Genomic DNA, 17,940 nt, shown 5'->3' on the forward strand with positions numbered 1-17,940 from the left:
CGCGGTTCTGGTGGCGCTTTGACTGACAGGAAAACGCATGTCTTTACCGCAACTCTCGCTTTCAGCCGCACGTCATTTACACCTTGCCGCGCAGGGGCTGCTTAAAAAGCCTCGCCGTCGCGCACAACCCTCTGACATTCTCTCCACCGTACAACGCATGTCGTTGCTGCAAATCGATACTATCAACATCGTGGCGCGAAGCCCTTACCTGGTGCTCTTCAGCCGCCTGGGAAATTATCAGACGCAGTGGCTGGACAATGCGCTTAGCCAGGGTGAGCTAATGGAATACTGGGCGCATGAAGCCTGTTTCCTGCCCCGCAGTGATTTCGCGCTGATTCGTCACCGCATGCTCTCTCCGGATAAGATGGGTTGGAAATATCGTCAGGAGTGGATGCAGGAACACGCCGCTGAAATTGAGCAGCTTATCGCGCATATTCAGGAGAACGGTCCGGTGCGTTCGGCTGATTTTGAGCATCCGCGAAAAGGGGCGAGCGGATGGTGGGAGTGGAAGCCGCATAAACGTCATCTGGAGGGGCTGTTTACATCCGGTAAAGTGATGGTTGTGGAGCGACGTAACTTTCAGCGCGTGTACGACCTGACGCACCGCGTGATGCCGCACTGGGACGACGAGCGTGACCTGCTTACGCAGGAAGCGGCCGAAGCCATCATGCTGGAGAACAGCGCCCGCAGTCTGGGGATTTTTCGTCCGCAATGGCTTGCAGATTACTACCGACTCCGTCAGCCCGCGCTTAAACCGTTGCTGGAGGCGTGGCAGCGCGAGCAGCGCGTCATACTTGTCGCTGTCGAAACGCTGGGCGAGATGTGGCTGCATGCCGATTTACTCCCGCTTTTACCACAGGCGCTGGAAGGTAAGCTCCAGGCCACACACAGCGCGGTACTGTCACCTTTCGACCCGGTCGTCTGGGACAGAAAGCGGGCCGAGCAGCTGTTTAATTTCAGCTACCGGCTTGAGTGTTACACCCCCGCGCCAAAACGCCAGTACGGCTACTTTGTTTTGCCTCTGCTGCATAAAGGGCAACTGGTGGGACGTATGGATGCCAAAATGCACCGCAAAACCGGGACGCTTGAAATCATCGCGCTGTATCTTGAAGACGGGGTTAAGGCGACGGCCCCCCTGGAGAAAGGATTATCATCCGCCATTAGCGATTTTGCGCGCTGGCAAGGGGCGAGCAGTGTGACGCTGGGCCGTATGCCGGACGGGCTGTTTACGACCTGCCGAAGTGGTTGGGAAACAGACACTCCCTGAAAAGGGAATGTGTTAAGCTTTAGCGATTACCCATACGGAGGAACTATGGATCACCGTTTACTTGAAATTATTGCCTGCCCGGTGTGCAACGGCAAACTCTACTACAGCCAGGATAAACAAGAGCTGATTTGCAAGCTGGACAGTCTGGCTTTCCCGCTGCGGGACGGTATTCCGGTCCTGCTGGAAAATGAAGCCCGTTCCCTGGTGGCAGAAGAGAGCAAGCCATGAGTTTCGTTGTCATTATTCCGGCGCGCTACGCATCAACGCGTCTGCCGGGTAAACCTCTGGTAGACATCAACGGCAAGCCAATGATTGTGCATGTCCTGGAGCGTGCGCGCGAATCGGGTGCAGACCGCGTCATCGTGGCAACCGATCACCCGGACGTGGCGCAAGCGGTTGAAGCGGCGGGGGGGGAAGTGTGCATGACTCGCGCCGATCACCAGTCCGGCACTGAGCGTCTGGCGGAAGTGGTTGAGAAATGCGGTTTCAGCGATGATACGGTCATTGTCAACGTGCAGGGCGACGAGCCGATGATCCCGGCAGTTATTATTCGCCAGGTGGCGGAAAATCTGGCGCAGCGTCAGGTTGGCATGGCCACCCTTGCGGTACCCATTCATCATGCTGAAGAAGCATTCAACCCGAATGCGGTTAAAGTGGTTATGGATGCCGAGGGCTATGCGCTCTATTTCTCACGCGCGACGATCCCCTGGGATCGCGATCGCTTTGCGGTATCGAAAGAGACCATCGGTGATTCATTCCTGCGCCACATTGGGATCTACGGCTATCGTGCGGGCTTCATTCGCCGCTATGTCAACTGGGCACCGAGCCCGCTGGAGCATATTGAAATGCTGGAGCAGCTCCGCGTGCTCTGGTATGGCGAAAAAATCCACGTAGCCGTTGCCAAAGAAGTTCCCGGAACGGGCGTTGATACGCCGGAAGATCTTGAGCGCGTTCGCGCTGAATTGCATTAATGTTGCCTTCATCCCTCCTTTCGGGGGGGTGTTCTCACCCCACAATTTTTCCTTTCTTACTCTTAATTGATCTCTTCCGGGTGACATCCTTTGCTCACGCGCTCATTATAAAAGCAGTAGCCTTAATGGGGGTAATCTCATATGGAACAGCTGCGTGCCGAACTGAGCCATCTGCTTGGCGAGACGTTGAGCCGGGTCGAGTGTGTGAATGAAAAGGCGGATACCGCACTTTGGGCGCTGTATGACAGTCATGGAAACCCAATGCCTCTCATGGCCAGAAGCTTTACCTCACCCGGCGTCGCCAGACAGCTGGCATGGAAAATATCGATGCTGGCAAGGGAAGGTACGGTGCGAATGCCGACGGTTTACGGTGTCATGACGCATGAGGAACACCCTGGCCCGGATGTCCTGCTTATTGAGCGCCTGCGTGGTGTCTCTGTTGAAGCCCCGGCGCGCACGCCGGACCGCTGGGAACAGCTGAAAGATCAGATTGTCGAGGCGTTGCTGGCCTGGCACCGGCAGGATAGCCGCGGGCTCGTCGGTCCCGTCGACAGCACTCAGGAGAACCTGTGGCCGCTCTGGTATCGTCAGCGGGTGGAAGTGCTGTGGGGAACGCTTAACCAGTTCAACAACACCGGTTTAACCATGCAGGACAAACGCATTCTGTTTCGCACCCGCGAGTGCTTGCCTGCGCTGTTTGACGGCTTTAATGACAACTGCGTGCTGATACACGGCAATTTTACCCTGCGCAGTATGCTGAAAGATCCCCGCAGCGATCAGCTGTTGGCGATGGTTGGGCCGGGCATTATGCTCTGGGCACCGCGCGAGTACGAACTGTTCAGACTATGCGACAGCGCCTCTGCGGAAGGTTTGCTCTGGCATTATCTGCAACGGGCGCCTGTCGCGGAGGCGTTTCTCTGGCGGCGCTGGCTCTATTTGCTCTGGGATGAAGTGGCGCAACTGGTGAATACCGGACGGTTCAATCGCGCCAACTTCGACCTGGCGACAAAATCACTCTTGCCCTGGCTCGCCTGACGCGCCTTTCAGCCATTGCCAGAGGCGTCCGAGCGTCTCGTAACCGACACGATCGCTGTGCATCAACCAGACCGGGGACGGGATAGCTCGTTCCCACGGGTTAAGCGGCGCGTTGATCGCTATCTGGTTAGCCGGTGCGGGTAGGGGGTGTAATCCCTGTTTCTCGAAGAAAATCATCGCTCTCGGTAAATGCGACGCCGATGTTACGAGCAGGAACGGCACGTCGCCGATGGCCTGCTTCACCGCGGCGGCTTCCTCTTCGGTGTCTTTTGGGCTGTCCAGGGTGATGATAGATGAACGCGGCACGCCCAGTGATTCAGCGACGCGTGCGCCAGCCTCCGCCGTACTCACCGGGTTTGTTTTGGCTGCGGCTCCGGTGAAGATCATTTTTGAACCCGGATTAGCAAGCCACAGGCGGATACCTTCGTTCAGGCGCGGCAGGCTGTTGTTGATCAGATTAGAGCTGGGTGCCCAGCTCGGATCCCAGGTATACCCGCCACCCAATACCACGATGTACTCCACTTTCTGATTTCCCTGCCAGGTCGGGTACTTATTTTCGATGGGGCGTAACAGACCATCCGCGACCGGCTGCAGGCTCAGCAGCAGCAGCATCAGCCAGCCGAGGGTGATAAGCGTTTTGCCACTTTTCTGAAAGCGGCTGAACCACACCAGTGCCAGCCCCAACGCGATGAGAAGCAGCAGCAGGGGAAGGGGAAGCATCATGCCTCCGATGTATTTTTTTAGGGTAAAAAGCATCCTTTTTGGTTCCTTTTTTAACCATACAGCAGGCGATTACCCGTGATATTACACCAGAGTGGTTCATTCTCCGCGCGGGTGTGACAAAATAGCGGTTTTGCAGTTAGCGAGTGGAACCTTCCCAATGCGGGATCGCAATTTTGATGACATCGCGGAAAAGTTTTCGCGCAACATTTATGGCACCACCAAAGGTCAGCTTCGGCAGACGATCCTCTGGCAGGATCTGGACAAGCTGTTGGCGGAATTGGGTGACCGACGGTTGCGCGTGCTTGATGCCGGTGGCGGGGAAGGTCAGACTGCAATTCTGATGGCGCAGCGGGGGCACCACGTCACGCTTTGCGATCTTTCTGCTGAGATGGTTACTCGCGCCGAACGCGCGGCAGAAGAGAAAGGTGTGAGCGACAACATGCATTTTATACATTGCGCCGCTCAGGACATTCCCCAGCATTTGGAAACGCAGGTTGATCTGATATTGTTTCATGCTGTGCTCGAATGGGTCGCCGAACCGCAAGCCATGTTAAAAACGCTGTGGTCGATGTTGCGTCCGGGCGGTGCGTTATCGCTGATGTTCTACAATGCAAACGGTCTGCTGATGCGAAACGTGCTGGTGGGCAATTTTGGCTACGTGCAGCAGGGTATGTATAAAAAGAAACGGCGCACGCTATCGCCGGATTTCCCACGTGAACCGCAGCAGGTCTATGGCTGGCTGGAGGAGATAGGTTGGGAGATCACCGGTAAAACAGGCGTGAGGGTGTTTCATGATTATCTGCGTGATAAACAAAAACAGCATGACTGTTTAGACGCCTTAACAGAAATAGAAACGCGGTATTGCCGCCAGGAGCCTTATCTGAGCCTTGGCCGCTATATACACGTCACCGCGCGCAAGCCGCAGAAGCAAGGATAATCTATGAGTGAATTTTCCCAGACAGTCCCCGAACTGGTTGCCTGGGCCAGGAAAAACGATTTCTCCATCACGCTGCCGGTAGACAGACTCTCCTTCCTGCTGGCGGTTGCCACGCTGAACGGCGAACGGCTGGATGGTGAAATGAGCGAGGGTGAACTGGTGGATGCGTTCCGCCATGTCAGTGATGCGTTTGAGCAAACCAGCGAAACCATTAGCGTGCGTGCCAACAACGCAATCAACGATATGGTGCGTCAACGTCTGCTGAACCGCTTTACCAGCGAGCAGGCGGAAGGAAACGCCATTTATCGTCTGACGCCTCTGGGGATCGGCATTACCGATTACTACATTCGCCAGCGCGAGTTTTCGACGCTGCGTCTCTCCATGCAGCTCTCGATCGTGGCGGGCGAGCTTAAGCGCGCCGCCGATGCGGCAGATGAAAACGGTGACGAATTCCACTGGCACCGCAATGTTTACGCGCCGCTGAAGTACTCGGTGGCAGAGATTTTCGACAGCATCGATCTGACCCAGCGTCTGATGGATGAACAGCAGCAGCAGGTGAAAGACGATATCGCTCAATTGCTGAATAAAGACTGGCGTGCAGCCATCTCCAGCTGTGAACTTTTATTGTCAGAAACCTCCGGTACGCTGCGTGAACTGCAGGATACGCTGGAAGCCGCAGGCGACAAGCTGCAGGCCAATCTGCTCCGCATCCAGGATGCGACCATGGCGCACGACGACCTCCACTTTGTCGACCGTCTGGTCTTCGATCTGCAAAGCAAACTCGATCGTATTATTAGCTGGGGCCAGCAGTCGATCGACCTGTGGATCGGCTACGACCGACACGTGCATAAATTTATCCGTACCGCGATCGATATGGATAAAAACCGCGTCTTCGCTCAGCGTCTGCGCCAGTCGGTACAAACCTATTTCGATGCCCCGTGGGCGCTGACCTACGCGAATGCCGACCGTCTGCTGGATATGCGCGACGAAGAGATGGCGCTGCGTGATGAAGAGGTGACCGGTGAATTGCCACCGGATCTGGAATACGAAGAATTTAACGAAATTCGCGAACAACTTGCGGCGATGATCGAAGAACAGCTCGCTGTCTACAAAACCAGACAAGCACCGCTGGATCTTGGTCTCGTGGTGCGCGACTATCTGGCGCAATATCCTCGCGCGCGGCACTTTGACGTTGCCCGCATCGTGGTAGAGCAGGCGGTACGCCTGGGCGTCGCGCAAGCAGATTTCACCGGACTGCCGCCGAAGTGGCAGCCGATCAACGATTACGGAGCCAAGGTACAGGCGCATGTCATTGACAAATATTGAACAAGTGATGCCAGTGAAGCTGGCACAGGCGCTGGCGAATCCGTTATTTCCGGCGCTGGACAGCCAGCTGCGTGCCGGTCGTCACATTGGTCTTGACGAGCTGGATAATCACGCTTTTTTGATGGATTTCCAGGAATACCTGGAAGAGTTTTACGCGCGCTACAACGTGGAGCTGATTCGCGCGCCGGAAGGGTTTTTCTACCTGCGCCCGCGCTCAACCACGCTGATTCCGCGTTCCGTACTCTCCGAGCTGGATATGATGGTCGGCAAAATTCTCTGCTACCTCTACCTCAGCCCGGAACGTCTGGCGAACGAAGGGATTTTCACTCAGCAGGAACTCTACGACGAACTGCTGTCGCTGGCAGATGAAAGCAAACTGCTGAAGCTGGTGAACAACCGTTCGACAGGTTCCGATCTTGACCGTCAGAAATTACAGGAAAAAGTTCGCTCTTCCCTGAACCGTCTACGTCGTTTGGGCATGGTCTGGTTTATGGGCCATGACAGCAGCAAATTCCGCATTACGGAATCCGTCTTCCGCTTTGGCGCCGACGTGCGCGCGGGTGACGACGCCCGTGAAGCGCAGCTGCGCATGATCCGCGACGGTGAAGCGATGCCGGTGGAAAACCATTTGCAGCTCAATGATGAGCATGAAGAGAATCAGCCGGATAGCGGGGAGGAAGAGTAATGATTGAACGCGGTAAATTTCGCTCACTAACGCTGATTAACTGGAACGGCTTCTTTGCCCGAACCTTCGATCTGGATGAGCTGGTTACGACGCTCTCCGGCGGTAACGGTGCGGGTAAATCCACCACCATGGCGGCATTTGTGACGGCGCTGATCCCCGATCTGACGCTGCTGCACTTCCGTAACACCACCGAAGCGGGCGCGACAAGCGGCTCTCGTGATAAGGGTCTGCACGGTAAGCTGAAGGCCGGTGTCTGTTATTCGGTGCTGGACGTCATCAACTCTCGTCACCAGCGCGTGGTGGTGGGCGTGCGTCTGCAGCAGGTCGCCGGTCGCGACCGTAAAGTGGATATCAAACCGTTCGCCATCCAGGGGCTGCCAACGTCCGTGCAGCCGACGGCGCTGCTGACGGAAACGCTGAACGAACGTCAGGCGCGCGTGCTGACGCTGCAGGAGCTGAAAGACAAGCTCGAAACTATCGAAGGCGTGCAGTTCAAGCAGTTCAACTCCATTACCGACTACCACTCCCTGATGTTCGATCTGGGCGTGGTGGCGCGTCGTCTGCGCACGGCATCAGACCGTAGCAAATACTACCGTCTGATCGAAGCGTCCCTGTACGGCGGTATCTCCAGCGCCATTACCCGCTCCCTGCGCGACTACCTGCTGCCGGAAAACAGCGGCGTGCGTAAAGCCTTCCAGGATATGGAAGCCGCGCTGCGTGAAAACCGCATGACGCTGGAAGCCATTCGCGTTACCCAGTCTGACCGCGACCTGTTTAAACACCTTATCAGCGAAGCCACCAACTATGTGGCCGCAGACTATATGCGTCACGCCAACGAGCGCCGCATTCATCTCGATCAGGCATTAGAGTACCGCCGCGAGCTGTTTACCTCGCGTAAGCAGCTGGTGGCCGAGCAGTATAAGCACGTCGAAATGGCGCGCGAGCTGGGTGAGCACAACGGTGCCGAAGGCGACCTGGAAGCGGATTACCAGGCTGCCAGCGATCACCTCAACCTGGTGCAGACCGCGCTGCGTCAGCAGGAAAAAATCGAGCGCTATGAAGCGGACCTCGATGAGCTGCAAATTCGCCTCGAAGAGCAAAACGAAGTGGTGGCTGAAGCCGCCGACATGCAGGAAGAGAATGAAGCCCGCGCCGAAGCCGCCGAGCTGGAAGTGGATGAGCTGAAAAGCCAGCTCGCCGATTACCAGCAGGCGCTGGACGTGCAGCAGACGCGTGCTATTCAGTACACTCAGGCCCTGCAGGCGTTACAGCGTGCCAAAGAGCTGTGTCATCTGCCTGACTTAACGCCAGAAAGCGCCGACGAATGGCTGGATACCTTCCAGGCAAAAGAGCAGGAAGCCACTGAGAAACTCCTGTCACTCGATCAGAAGATGAGCGTCGCGCAAACGGCGCACAGCCAGTTTGAGCAGGCTTACCAGCTGGTGGTGGCGATTAACGGCCCGCTGGCGCGTAATGAAGCCTGGGACGTCGCCCGTGAACTGCTGCGCGACGGTGTGAACCAGCGCCATCTGGCCGATCAGGTTCAGCCGCTGCGTATGCGTCTCAACGAGCTGGAGCAGCGTCTGCGCGAGCAGCAGGAAGCCGAGCGTCTGCTGGCCGAATTCTGCAAGCGTCAGGGGAAAAATTACGATTTCGACGAGCTTGAGGCTCTGCATCAGGAGCTTGAAGCGCGTATTGCGGCACTTTCAGACAGTGTCTCTAACGCCAGCGAACAGCGTATGACGCTGCGCCAGGAGATGGAGCAGCTTCAGTCCCGCTCGCAAAAACTGTTGCAGCGTGCGCCGGTCTGGCTGGCAGCTCAAAGCAGCCTGAGCCAGCTCAGCGAACAGTGCGGCGAGCAGTTTGAATCCAGTCAGGAAGTGACCGAATACCTGCAGCAGCTGCTGGAGCGCGAGCGCGAAGCGATTGTTGAGCGCGATGAAGTCGGCGCCCGCAAGCGGGAAGTCGATGAAGAGATTGAACGCTTAAGCCAGCCGGGCGGTGCGGAAGATGCGCGCCTGAATACCCTGGCAGAGCGTTTCGGCGGTGTACTGCTGTCCGAAATTTATGACGATGTTGGCCTGGATGATGCGCCGTATTTCTCCGCGCTGTATGGCCCGTCGCGTAATGCAATTGTCGTCCCGGATCTGTCGCTGATTTCTGAGCAACTGGCAGGACTGGAAGATTGCCCGGAAGATCTCTACCTGATCGAAGGCGATCCGCAGTCGTTTGATGACAGCGTATTCAGTGTCGACGAGCTGGAAAAAGCGGTGGTAGTGAAAATCGCTGACCGCCAGTGGCGCTATTCTCGCTTCCCGGAACTGCCGCTGTTTGGCCGTGCCGCGCGTGAAAACCGTATTGAAAGCCTGCACGCCGAGCGTGAAACGCTCTCCGAACGCTTTGCGACGCTGTCGTTTGACGTTCAGAAAACCCAGCGTTTGCACCAGGCATTCAGCCGCTTTATCGGTAGCCATCTTGCCGTGGCCTTTGACGCGGATCCGGAAGCAGAGATTCGCAAGCTCAATACCCGCCGTGGTGAACTTGAGCGCGCGATTGCCAATCATGAAAGTGACAACCAGCAGAGCCGCGTCCAGTTTGAACAGGCGAAAGAGGGCGTCGCCGCCCTTAACCGCATCCTGCCGCGCCTGAATCTGCTGGCTGATGACACGCTGGCTGACCGCGTAGATGAAATCCAGGAACGCCTGGATGAAGCGCAGGAAGCCGCGCGTTTTGTGCAGCAGCACGGTAATCAGCTGGCGAAGCTGGAGCCGGTCATCTCCGTTCTTCAAAGCGACCCGGAGCAGTTCGAGCAGTTAAAAGAAGATTACGCCTGGTCACAGCAGGTGCAGCGCGAAGCGCGTCAGCAGGCGTTTGCCCTGACGGAAGTCGTACAGCGTCGTGCCCACTTCGGCTACTCCGATTCGGCAGAAATGCTGAGCGGAAACAGCGATCTGAATGAAAAGCTGCGTCAGCGTCTCGAGCAGGCCGAAGCCGAGCGTACCCGCGCTCGTGAAGCCATGCGTACGCATGCCGCACAGCTGAGCCAGTACAGTCAGGTCATGGCCTCGCTGAAAAGCTCCTTCGATACCAAGAAAGAGTTGTTGAACGATCTGCACAAAGAGCTGCAGGATATTGGCGTTCGTGCCGACAGCGGTGCGGAAGAACGTGCGCGCATTCGTCGCGATGAACTGCACAGCCAGCTCAGCAACAACCGCGCGCGCCGCAATCAGCTGGAAAAAGCGCTGACCTTCTGCGAAGCGGAAATGGACAACCTGACGCGTCGCCTGCGCAAGCTGGAGCGCGACTATCACGAAATGCGCGAGCAGGTCGTGACCGCGAAGGCGGGCTGGTGCGCGGTGATGCGCATGGTGAAAGACAATAACGTTGAGCGTCGTCTACACCGTCGCGAGCTGGCCTATCTTTCCGGGGACGAACTGCGTTCCATGTCGGATAAAGCGTTGGGTGCGCTGCGTCTGGCGGTGGCGGATAACGAACACCTGCGTGATGTGTTGCGCATGTCGGAAGATCCGAAGCGTCCAGAGCGCAAAATCCAGTTCTTCGTGGCCGTTTATCAGCACCTGCGCGAACGTATTCGTCAGGACATCATCCGTACCGACGATCCGGTCGAAGCCATCGAACAGATGGAAATCGAGCTGGGTCGCCTGACGGAAGAGTTGACCTCCCGCGAGCAGAAGCTGGCTATCAGCTCCCGCAGCGTGGCGAACATCATCCGTAAGACCATTCAGCGCGAGCAGAACCGTATCCGCCAGCTGAACCAGGGGCTGCAGAGCGTGTCGTTTGGTCAGGTTAACAGCGTACGTCTGAACGTGAACGTGCGTGAGGCTCACTCTACGCTGCTGGACGTGCTGTCTGAACAACACGAACAGCACCAGGATCTGTTCAATAGCAACCGTCTGACCTTCTCTGAAGCGCTGGCGAAGCTGTATCAGCGCCTGAACCCGCAGATCGATATGGGCCAGCGTACGCCGCAAACCATTGGTGAAGAGCTGCTGGATTACCGTAACTATCTGGAGATGGAAGTTGAGGTTAACCGTGGCTCCGACGGCTGGCTGCGTGCGGAGTCTGGTGCGCTGTCGACGGGTGAGGCTATCGGTACCGGTATGTCGATTCTGGTGATGGTTGTCCAGAGTTGGGAAGATGAAGCGCGTCGTCTGCGCGGTAAAGACATCTCGCCATGTCGTCTGCTGTTCCTTGATGAAGCGGCGCGTCTTGATGCCCGTTCCATCGCCACGCTGTTTGAGCTTTGCGATCGCCTCGATATGCAGCTCATCATCGCGGCACCTGAGAACATCAGCCCGGAAAAAGGGACGACTTACAAACTGGTACGTAAAGTGTTCCAGAACAGCGAACACGTGCACGTTGTCGGTCTGCGTGGCTTTGCCCCGCAGCCACCAGAGTCCATGCCTGGCACCGAAGCAGACGCCTCCTGATACTGCTGTTAGTATAAAAACGCAACTTCATTGAAGTTGCGTTTTTTTATGGATGTTAGAAATGAAATGATAAATCCTTCATTACATTTTTAGTTTTTTTAATAATTAAAATACGGTGCTGCTTTGATTAAAGATATTCATGATAATTATTCTTTGTGCCGATATTACCCAAGGGGGAGGCTTGTTACCCTATTAATAATTTGTTTGTTGAATATGCTCGTAAATTATTATGATTGAGCTGCGTGTACGCTAATTTCATTATATTGTCTGATAGTTCCCCTGCGCATATAGTGCCTCCCTGAAAATTGAATTAACTCTACTCGAGGCCGCTACTATGACACGTCGGGCAAGGAAGCTATTCGCTTGCATACAGATATTCCTCCAGCTTTTCCCCGTTTATCTTATTCCCTCATTTACCACGCATGCGCAGGAGAGAAATCGTCCTGTCGATGAAACTGTACAGGAAAACCAGGACCAGAACGGTAGCGCTGTTGCGCAGGCAGCTGTGCAGGCGGGAACCCTGCTGAGCGGGGATAATACCACTAATGCCTTCGGCAGCGTGGTAGCATCTGCCGCTTCTGGCGAAGCGTCCTCTGCGGTTCAGTCCTGGCTAAACCAGTTTGGTACGGCGCGTGTGAGTATCAGCACGGATGAACGCTTTACCCTGCAAGATTCTGAGCTGGATGTGCTTATTCCGCTCTACGATCAAAAAGAACATCTCTTTTTTACTCAGTTGGGGGGACGTCGACAGGACGAGCGTAATGTTATTAATACTGGTCTCGGTTATCGTTATTTTGCGACCCAATGGATGTGGGGAACCAACGTTTTCTACGATCGGCAAATCTCGGATAATCAACACCAACGCCTGGGAGTAGGGGCTGAACTGGGTTGGGATTATCTTAAACTTTCTGCAAACGGATATTATCGCTTAAGTGAATGGATGTCCTCCACCCGCTATCGTGATTATGACGAGCGCGCGGCGAACGGATTTGATATTCGTGCGGCAGGCTATTTACCCGCTATGCCTCAGCTGGGGGCAAATATTGTTTTCGAGCAATATTACGGCGACAGCGTGGGCTTGTTTGGCGACGATGAAGATGACCGACAAAAAGATCCCTATGCGGTTACCTTTGGTCTCAACTACACGCCGGTTCCACTGGTGACATTTGGTGTTAACCAAAAGCTGGGCAAAGACGGTGAGAACGACACGCAGCTCAATCTGTCGCTAAACTGGACCCCGGGCGTGCCCTTCAGCGATCAGCTTGATCCCTCCGCTGTGGCAATGCGTCGTACGCTGTTGGGAAGCCGTCAGGAGCTAGTGGATCGCAACAACAATATTGTGCTGGAGTACCGCAAGCAGGATCTTATTTCACTGACACTGCCAGTGCAGTTACAAGGTGCAGAGCAGTCTACCCAGAGCGTGACGGCGAAGGTGAAAACCAAATACGGCCTGGATCATATTGAGTGGCAATCAGCCTCCTTCCTCAATAACGGCGGCAAGATCGCAACCGGCAATAGCCCGGAACAGGTTGTGCTAACCCTGCCTGCCTGGCAGGGGAGTGGGTCGAACGACTATATCCTGAGCGCCACCGCCTGGGATAAAAAAGGCAATGCATCAAACGTGAGCAAGATGAAAGTGAGCGTTAGCGGCATTGATATAAATTCGCTCCAGTCAACGACGCGGGTATCATCAGGGGCTATTCCGGCTGATGGCAGCACGACGGCTATCGTTACCGTCGGCCTGAAAACGGTTGCAGGTGAAAATGCCACCGGTCTGGCGTCACGACTGAGCGCAACGCTTACCTCTTCTGCAACCAGCAAAACGAAAATAGCCAGCGATACCGCGCCCCGAAGCGCTGTGATAGGGAGCTTTAGTGAAACGTCGCCCGGGGTGTACGCTGCGACCTTAACTGCAGGCACCACACCGGAAACGCTCACCATTCAGCCTCTCATTGACGGCACACTGAAACTTGCCAGCGTAAAACTCGTTGAGCAGGCCGCTGTGGTGATCCCGCAACTGACCGCGCTGTATGTCTCGGCCACCAGCACGATGGCCAGCGGCAGCAACCCGATCACGCTGACGGCACACGTGACCGATCAATATGGCAATGCACTGAGCAATGCGGCGATAACCTGGTCTGCGGACCGCCCGGAAGCGCTGCTCTCAGCCACGCAGTCGACGACGGATGAATCTGGCACCGCCGAAATTCAGGTAAGCAGTAGTGCGGTCATTACCACAACGATCACCGCACAGGTGGAGCAGGGAAATAGCCTGAGCAGCTCGCTCCTTACTTTTACCGCAGATCGCTCAACCGCAAAAATCGTCTCTCTGGAGACGGAAAAGCAGCAGGTCATCGCCAATAACAACGACACCAGCACGGTGAGCGCCCTGGTGATGGATAGCTATAACCATCAGCTGGAAGGTGTGGCCGTCAACTGGACGGTTGAAAAATCCGATAACGCTAAAATTGCCGATAAAACCACTCAGACCGACAGTCAGGGCGTGGCGACGCTGGATCTGAAATCACTGAAAACGGGCACCATCACGGTATCCGCACAGGTAAACAGCTCAGAGGCGCAGGAAACCGATCCTATTTCCTTTGTGGCCGATAGCAGTACCCAGAAGATAAGCCAGATAAGCGTCAGTAAATTGCAGGCGGTCGCCAACGGCAACGACAGCATTCTGTATGAAGCCACGGTAACCGATGCGCAGGGAAATGCGCTGGCGAATATCCCTGTCAGCTGGACGACCGACAGCGCTACGGCAGCGCTGAGTGAGACCCAGACCACCAGTGACGACAGCGGGAAGACGCACATTACGCTGACCTCGTTGGCCTCGGGCTCGGTGGTGGTCAGCGCAAAAACCGCTGACAGCACGGCGTATCATGCGGATCAAGCCACATTCATTGCTGATGTCACCACCGCGAAAGTGGTTGCGGTAACAAGCAATAAACAGACGGCGACGGCGAACGGCACGGATGCGATCGCGCTTCAGGCAAAAGTAACGGATGCCAATAATAACCTGGTGGAAGGCGCTGAAGTGAGCTGGGCTGTGACGCCGACAACCGGCACGCTTTCTGACGAGCGAAGTACAACGGCAAGCAACGGCATGGCTCAGATCACGCTGAGCTCTGACGCGGTGGCCATCTACAGCGTGACGGCCAGCGTGAATGGCAGTCGTCAGGATATCTCTGGTCTGAGCTTTACCGCTGATAGCGCAACGGCGAAGCTGGAATCGCTCACGGCGAATATCACAACGGGCATTGTGGCTGATAAGGATTCAGTAATCTTAACCGCCCAGGTGGTGGACGCGCAGCAACACCCCGTTGAGGGCGCGACAGTGAGCTGGAGCAGCAGTGAAGCGCGGAGCAGTTTTGATGCAATAACCTCTGTGACCGATGCCAGCGGTAAGGCCGTCGCGACGTTCTCCAGCCTGAAGGCGGGCACTATTACTGTGACGGCAATGACCGGCGCGAGCAGTAAAACCCAAACGCTGGCTGTGGTTGGAAACGCAGACACGGCAAAGATTACCAGCATCAAAGTGGATAATTCACAGGCCGTTGCTGATGGGGCTTCGCCGCTGATGTGGACCGCTACCGCAGCCGATGCCAACGGTAACCTCCTGAGTAATATTAGCGTTAACTGGAGCGCCAGCCTTGATGGGGTGAGTTTAATGCCTGCGAGCAGTTTGACCAATGCCAGGGGTGAGGCCACCACATCGGGGACCTCAGTCAAAGCAGGGAAGGTGACCGTAACCGCCTCGCCTGAGAAAAATAGCGCAGAGAAACTGACCGGTGGAGAGGCGTCATTTATTGCTGACGCTAAAACGGCACGGTTGGTCTCCATCACGCCAGATTCAACGCGCGTGGCAATTAACGGCGCCGGAGTGACTTATACCGTGCTGGCGAATGATGCGAATGGAAACCCTGTACAAGGCGAGAAGGTGACGTGGGAGACGGATATTAACACCTTGTCCGCTTCAGAAAGCGTGACCGACGCGAGTGGAAAGGCGAGCATCACGGTTAAAGGCCAAACGCGAGGGCGGGCGACCGTCAAGGCGACGCTGAACGGCACTATGTTGACGGACAGCAGCGTCACCTTCACGGATATCGTGCTGTACGACTGGAACATTACCGGTTCAACGGCGAAATATCAGGGAACCGTGATTGTTGACTACCCGGCGGTCGGTTTCCTCGCAACCGGTGAAGTGAAAGGCCCTGGCTCGCTTATTTGGCTCGGCAATGCGTCTAAAACCGCATTAACGGTTCCGATGAAAAATGACGCAGGCGAAACGGTGAACGTTATTTTCCAGGGGCAACGCAACCGGTGGGACTGTTCAACCGTCCAGTTCGAGGCCGCGCAATCGTGCCAAACCCAAAAGAATCTGCCTGAAGTGGTCTATAACGCCAGCGATAACCCTTCACTTCCTGCCGGACATTATACGGGGCATATCACCTTTAACGGCGTTGAGTGGCATAACAACAGCCCGCTTCTTGCCTACGATATTACGACCTCATTGACCGTCAATTAATCTGCTGTGCCTGCGGTAGCAATATCGCAGGCATGTTTGATTACGCTTAACTTCTCTCTTCGCCTGCGTTATCTTTAAACTTCTTTACATAAGGTAAGGCAGCAGCGAGCATGCCTTCCTATAATGAATTAAAGCCCCAGTGTGATGGGCATGTCGTGAGAAAACAGGGGGCAAGGGATGTTGCTAAAGAAAAATCGTGGTCATCAGCTGTCAGCGGTGAGTTTATGCCTGGCAGTGATGTTTGCTCCGCTGTTTACCGCCCAGGCAGATGAGCCTGAAGTTGTACCGTCGGACAGTTCTGCGACACTTGGCGTGCAGCCGACGTCGCTGTCACAACCGCTGGATCAGTCGCCAGCGACGGCCATTATGGCCGGTATCAAGCCGCTTCCTGAAGGTATCGATATTGCGTCACTCCAGGGCCAGCTGGCGACTGGGCTGCCTGCTGGCTACACACCGGCTTACATAAGTCAGCTTACGCTGCTTTATGCCTCGCGGGACATGAAGCCAATGTGGGAAGATCGTGATGCGGTGCGTGCTTTCCAGCAACAGCTGGCAGAAGTGGCTATTGCGGGTTTCCAGCCGCAGTTCACAAAATGGGTTGAACTCCTGACTGACCCGTCGGTTACCGGGCTGGCGCGTGACGTCGTTCTGTCAGATGCCATGATGGGCTATCTCCAGTTTGTGGCGGGTATTCCGGTCAACGGCAACCGCTGGTTGTACAGCGATAAGCCGTATAAGCTGGCGACGCCGGCGCTGTCGGTCATAAACCAGTGGCAATTAGCCCTGGATAATGGTGAACTGCCGCGCTTTATTGCCAGCCTGGCACCGGCACATCCACAATATGCCGCTCTGCACCAGTCGCTTCTGGCGCTGGTAGGCGATTCCCGTCCATGGCCTCAGCTACGTGCCGCAGCAACGCTGCGCCCGGGGCAGTGGAGCAGCGATGTTCCTGCCCTGCGCGAGATCCTGATGCGTTCCGGTCTTCTGGACGGCGGGCCACATATAGCCTTGCCTGGCGACGATCCGCAAAACGCTGTCGTCAGCCCGTCGGCGCCGGTAAAAGAGAAAACAGCCGTTGCGCTAAGCAACAAGCCCGCGGCTTACGATCGCGAACTGGTCGCGGCGGTCAAGCAGTTCCAGGCTGCACAAGGGCTGGGCGCAGACGGGGTGATCGGTCCATCCACCCGCGACTGGCTGAACGTCTCTCCGGCTCAGCGCGCGGGGGTGCTGGCGTTAAATATCCAGCGCCTGCGCCTATTACCCGGCACCTTATCCACCGGAATAATGGTGAATATCCCCGCTTACTCGCTGGTCTACTATCAGGACGGTAGCGAAGTGCTGGCATCACGGGTAATTGTGGGTCGACCTGACCGTAAAACGCCGATGATGAGCAGCGCGCTGAATAACGTGGTGGTGAACCCGCCATGGAACGTGCCCCCGACGCTGGCCCGTAAGGATATTCTGCCTAAGGTCTGGAACGATCCTGGATATCTGGAGCGTCATAACTATACGGTGATACGCGGCTGGAACAGCAAAGAGACGATAGATCCCTGGATGGTTGACTGGTCAACGATTACACCGTCGAACCTGCCTTTCCGCTTCCAGCAGGCGCCGGGCGCCCATAACTCGCTGGGGCGCTATAAATTCAACATGCCAAGTTCTGATGCAATCTATCTGCATGATACGCCGAACCACAACCTGTTCCAGAAGGACACGCGCGCGCTCAGTTCGGGTTGCGTCCGTGTGAATAAGGCCTCCGAGCTGGCGAATATGCTGCTGCAGGATGCGGGCTGGAACGATACGCGGATTTCAGATGCGTTGAAACAAGGTGATACCCGTTACGTTAATATTCGACACAACATTCCGGTCAATCTTTACTATCTGACGGCGTTTGTCGGCGAGGACGGGCGCACCCAGTACCGTACAGATATTTACAATTATGATCTCACTGCGCGATCCGGCGCACAAATTTTGCCAAAAGCTGAACAATTAATCAGGTAAATGAAGTAGTTCG

The 17,940-nt window shown here is 55.8% G+C and carries 11 protein-coding genes; 10 read left to right on the plus strand and 1 reads right to left on the minus strand.

Annotation, left to right across the window (positions count from 1 at the left end; genetic code table 11):
* The first annotated feature begins 37 nt into the window (after window positions 1-37).
* From ACTJJA_RS03400 to ACTJJA_RS03415, 4 genes are all read left to right on the plus strand, one after another.
* Window positions 38-1,267: a winged helix-turn-helix domain-containing protein gene (locus ACTJJA_RS03400; protein WP_440666195.1), complete on the plus strand. Its 1,230-nt coding sequence runs from the start codon at window positions 38-40 to the stop codon at window positions 1,265-1,267.
* A gap of 45 nt (window positions 1,268-1,312) precedes the next feature.
* Window positions 1,313-1,495 (plus strand): protein YcaR, encoded by a 183-nt coding sequence (gene ycaR, locus ACTJJA_RS03405; RefSeq protein WP_006174474.1) that lies wholly within the window; start codon window positions 1,313-1,315, stop codon window positions 1,493-1,495.
* Window positions 1,492-2,238 (plus strand): 3-deoxy-manno-octulosonate cytidylyltransferase, encoded by a 747-nt coding sequence (kdsB, locus tag ACTJJA_RS03410; protein WP_182402769.1) that lies wholly within the window; start codon window positions 1,492-1,494, stop codon window positions 2,236-2,238. The genes ycaR and kdsB overlap by 4 nt, the downstream gene beginning before the upstream one ends.
* Before the next feature lie 141 nt (window positions 2,239-2,379).
* Window positions 2,380-3,273 (plus strand): YcbJ family phosphotransferase, encoded by an 894-nt coding sequence (locus ACTJJA_RS03415; protein WP_042713970.1) that lies wholly within the window; start codon window positions 2,380-2,382, stop codon window positions 3,271-3,273.
* On the opposite strand, the gene elyC is transcribed toward ACTJJA_RS03415, so the two are convergent.
* Entirely contained in the window at window positions 3,250-4,029 is a 780-nt protein-coding gene (elyC, locus tag ACTJJA_RS03420; RefSeq protein ID WP_440666197.1) for an envelope biogenesis factor ElyC, read from the minus strand. The genes ACTJJA_RS03415 and elyC overlap by 24 nt on opposite strands.
* A gap of 124 nt (window positions 4,030-4,153) precedes the next feature.
* Here elyC and cmoM point away from each other — a divergent pair, with 124 nt between their 5' ends.
* The 6 genes from cmoM to ldtD all read left to right on the plus strand — a co-directional run bounded on the left by cmoM (window position 4,154) and on the right by ldtD (window position 17,927).
* Window positions 4,154-4,933: a tRNA uridine 5-oxyacetic acid(34) methyltransferase CmoM gene (gene cmoM / locus ACTJJA_RS03425; RefSeq protein WP_010429276.1), complete on the plus strand. Its 780-nt coding sequence runs from the start codon at window positions 4,154-4,156 to the stop codon at window positions 4,931-4,933.
* A gap of 3 nt (window positions 4,934-4,936) precedes the next feature.
* Window positions 4,937-6,259 carry a chromosome partition protein MukF gene (mukF, locus tag ACTJJA_RS03430; RefSeq protein WP_440666199.1) on the plus strand — a complete coding sequence of 441 codons (1,323 nt, stop codon included), beginning with the start codon at window positions 4,937-4,939 and terminating at the stop codon, window positions 6,257-6,259.
* Complete coding sequence (gene mukE, locus ACTJJA_RS03435) at window positions 6,240-6,944, plus strand: chromosome partition protein MukE (RefSeq protein ID WP_003858208.1); 705 nt, start codon at window positions 6,240-6,242, stop codon at window positions 6,942-6,944. The genes mukF and mukE overlap by 20 nt, the downstream gene beginning before the upstream one ends.
* On the plus strand, window positions 6,944-11,395 hold the full coding sequence (mukB, locus tag ACTJJA_RS03440; protein WP_440666202.1) for a chromosome partition protein MukB: 4,452 nt from the start codon (window positions 6,944-6,946) through the stop codon (window positions 11,393-11,395). Before mukE ends, mukB begins: the two co-directional genes overlap by 1 nt.
* 505 nt (window positions 11,396-11,900) lie before the next feature.
* Window positions 11,901-15,926, plus strand: coding sequence for an Ig-like domain-containing protein (locus ACTJJA_RS03445; RefSeq protein ID WP_440666204.1), 4,026 nt, complete (start codon window positions 11,901-11,903; stop codon window positions 15,924-15,926).
* Between the two features lie 177 nt (window positions 15,927-16,103).
* Complete coding sequence (gene ldtD, locus ACTJJA_RS03450) at window positions 16,104-17,927, plus strand: L,D-transpeptidase (RefSeq protein ID WP_440666206.1); 1,824 nt, start codon at window positions 16,104-16,106, stop codon at window positions 17,925-17,927.
* Window positions 17,928-17,940: the final 13 nt, after the last annotated feature.

It is taken from the genome of Enterobacter sp. 22452, assembly GCF_052045065.1.
GTDB lineage: Bacteria > Pseudomonadota > Gammaproteobacteria > Enterobacterales > Enterobacteriaceae > Enterobacter > Enterobacter mori.

Coding starts and splice junctions, on each gene's coding strand:
- kdsB (WP_182402769.1), top strand. CDS start 1,492: ATGAGTTTCGTTGTCATTATTCCGGCGCGCTACGCATCAACGCGTCTG.
- mukB (WP_440666202.1), top strand. CDS start 6,944: ATGATTGAACGCGGTAAATTTCGCTCACTAACGCTGATTAACTGGAAC.
- ACTJJA_RS03415 (WP_042713970.1), top strand. CDS start 2,380: ATGGAACAGCTGCGTGCCGAACTGAGCCATCTGCTTGGCGAGACGTTG.
- ycaR (WP_006174474.1), top strand. CDS start 1,313: ATGGATCACCGTTTACTTGAAATTATTGCCTGCCCGGTGTGCAACGGC.
- elyC (WP_440666197.1), bottom strand. CDS start 4,029: ATGCTTTTTACCCTAAAAAAATACATCGGAGGCATGATGCTTCCCCTT.
- mukF (WP_440666199.1), top strand. CDS start 4,937: ATGAGTGAATTTTCCCAGACAGTCCCCGAACTGGTTGCCTGGGCCAGG.
- cmoM (WP_010429276.1), top strand. CDS start 4,154: ATGCGGGATCGCAATTTTGATGACATCGCGGAAAAGTTTTCGCGCAAC.
- ldtD (WP_440666206.1), top strand. CDS start 16,104: ATGTTGCTAAAGAAAAATCGTGGTCATCAGCTGTCAGCGGTGAGTTTA.
- ACTJJA_RS03400 (WP_440666195.1), top strand. CDS start 38: ATGTCTTTACCGCAACTCTCGCTTTCAGCCGCACGTCATTTACACCTT.
- mukE (WP_003858208.1), top strand. CDS start 6,240: ATGTCATTGACAAATATTGAACAAGTGATGCCAGTGAAGCTGGCACAG.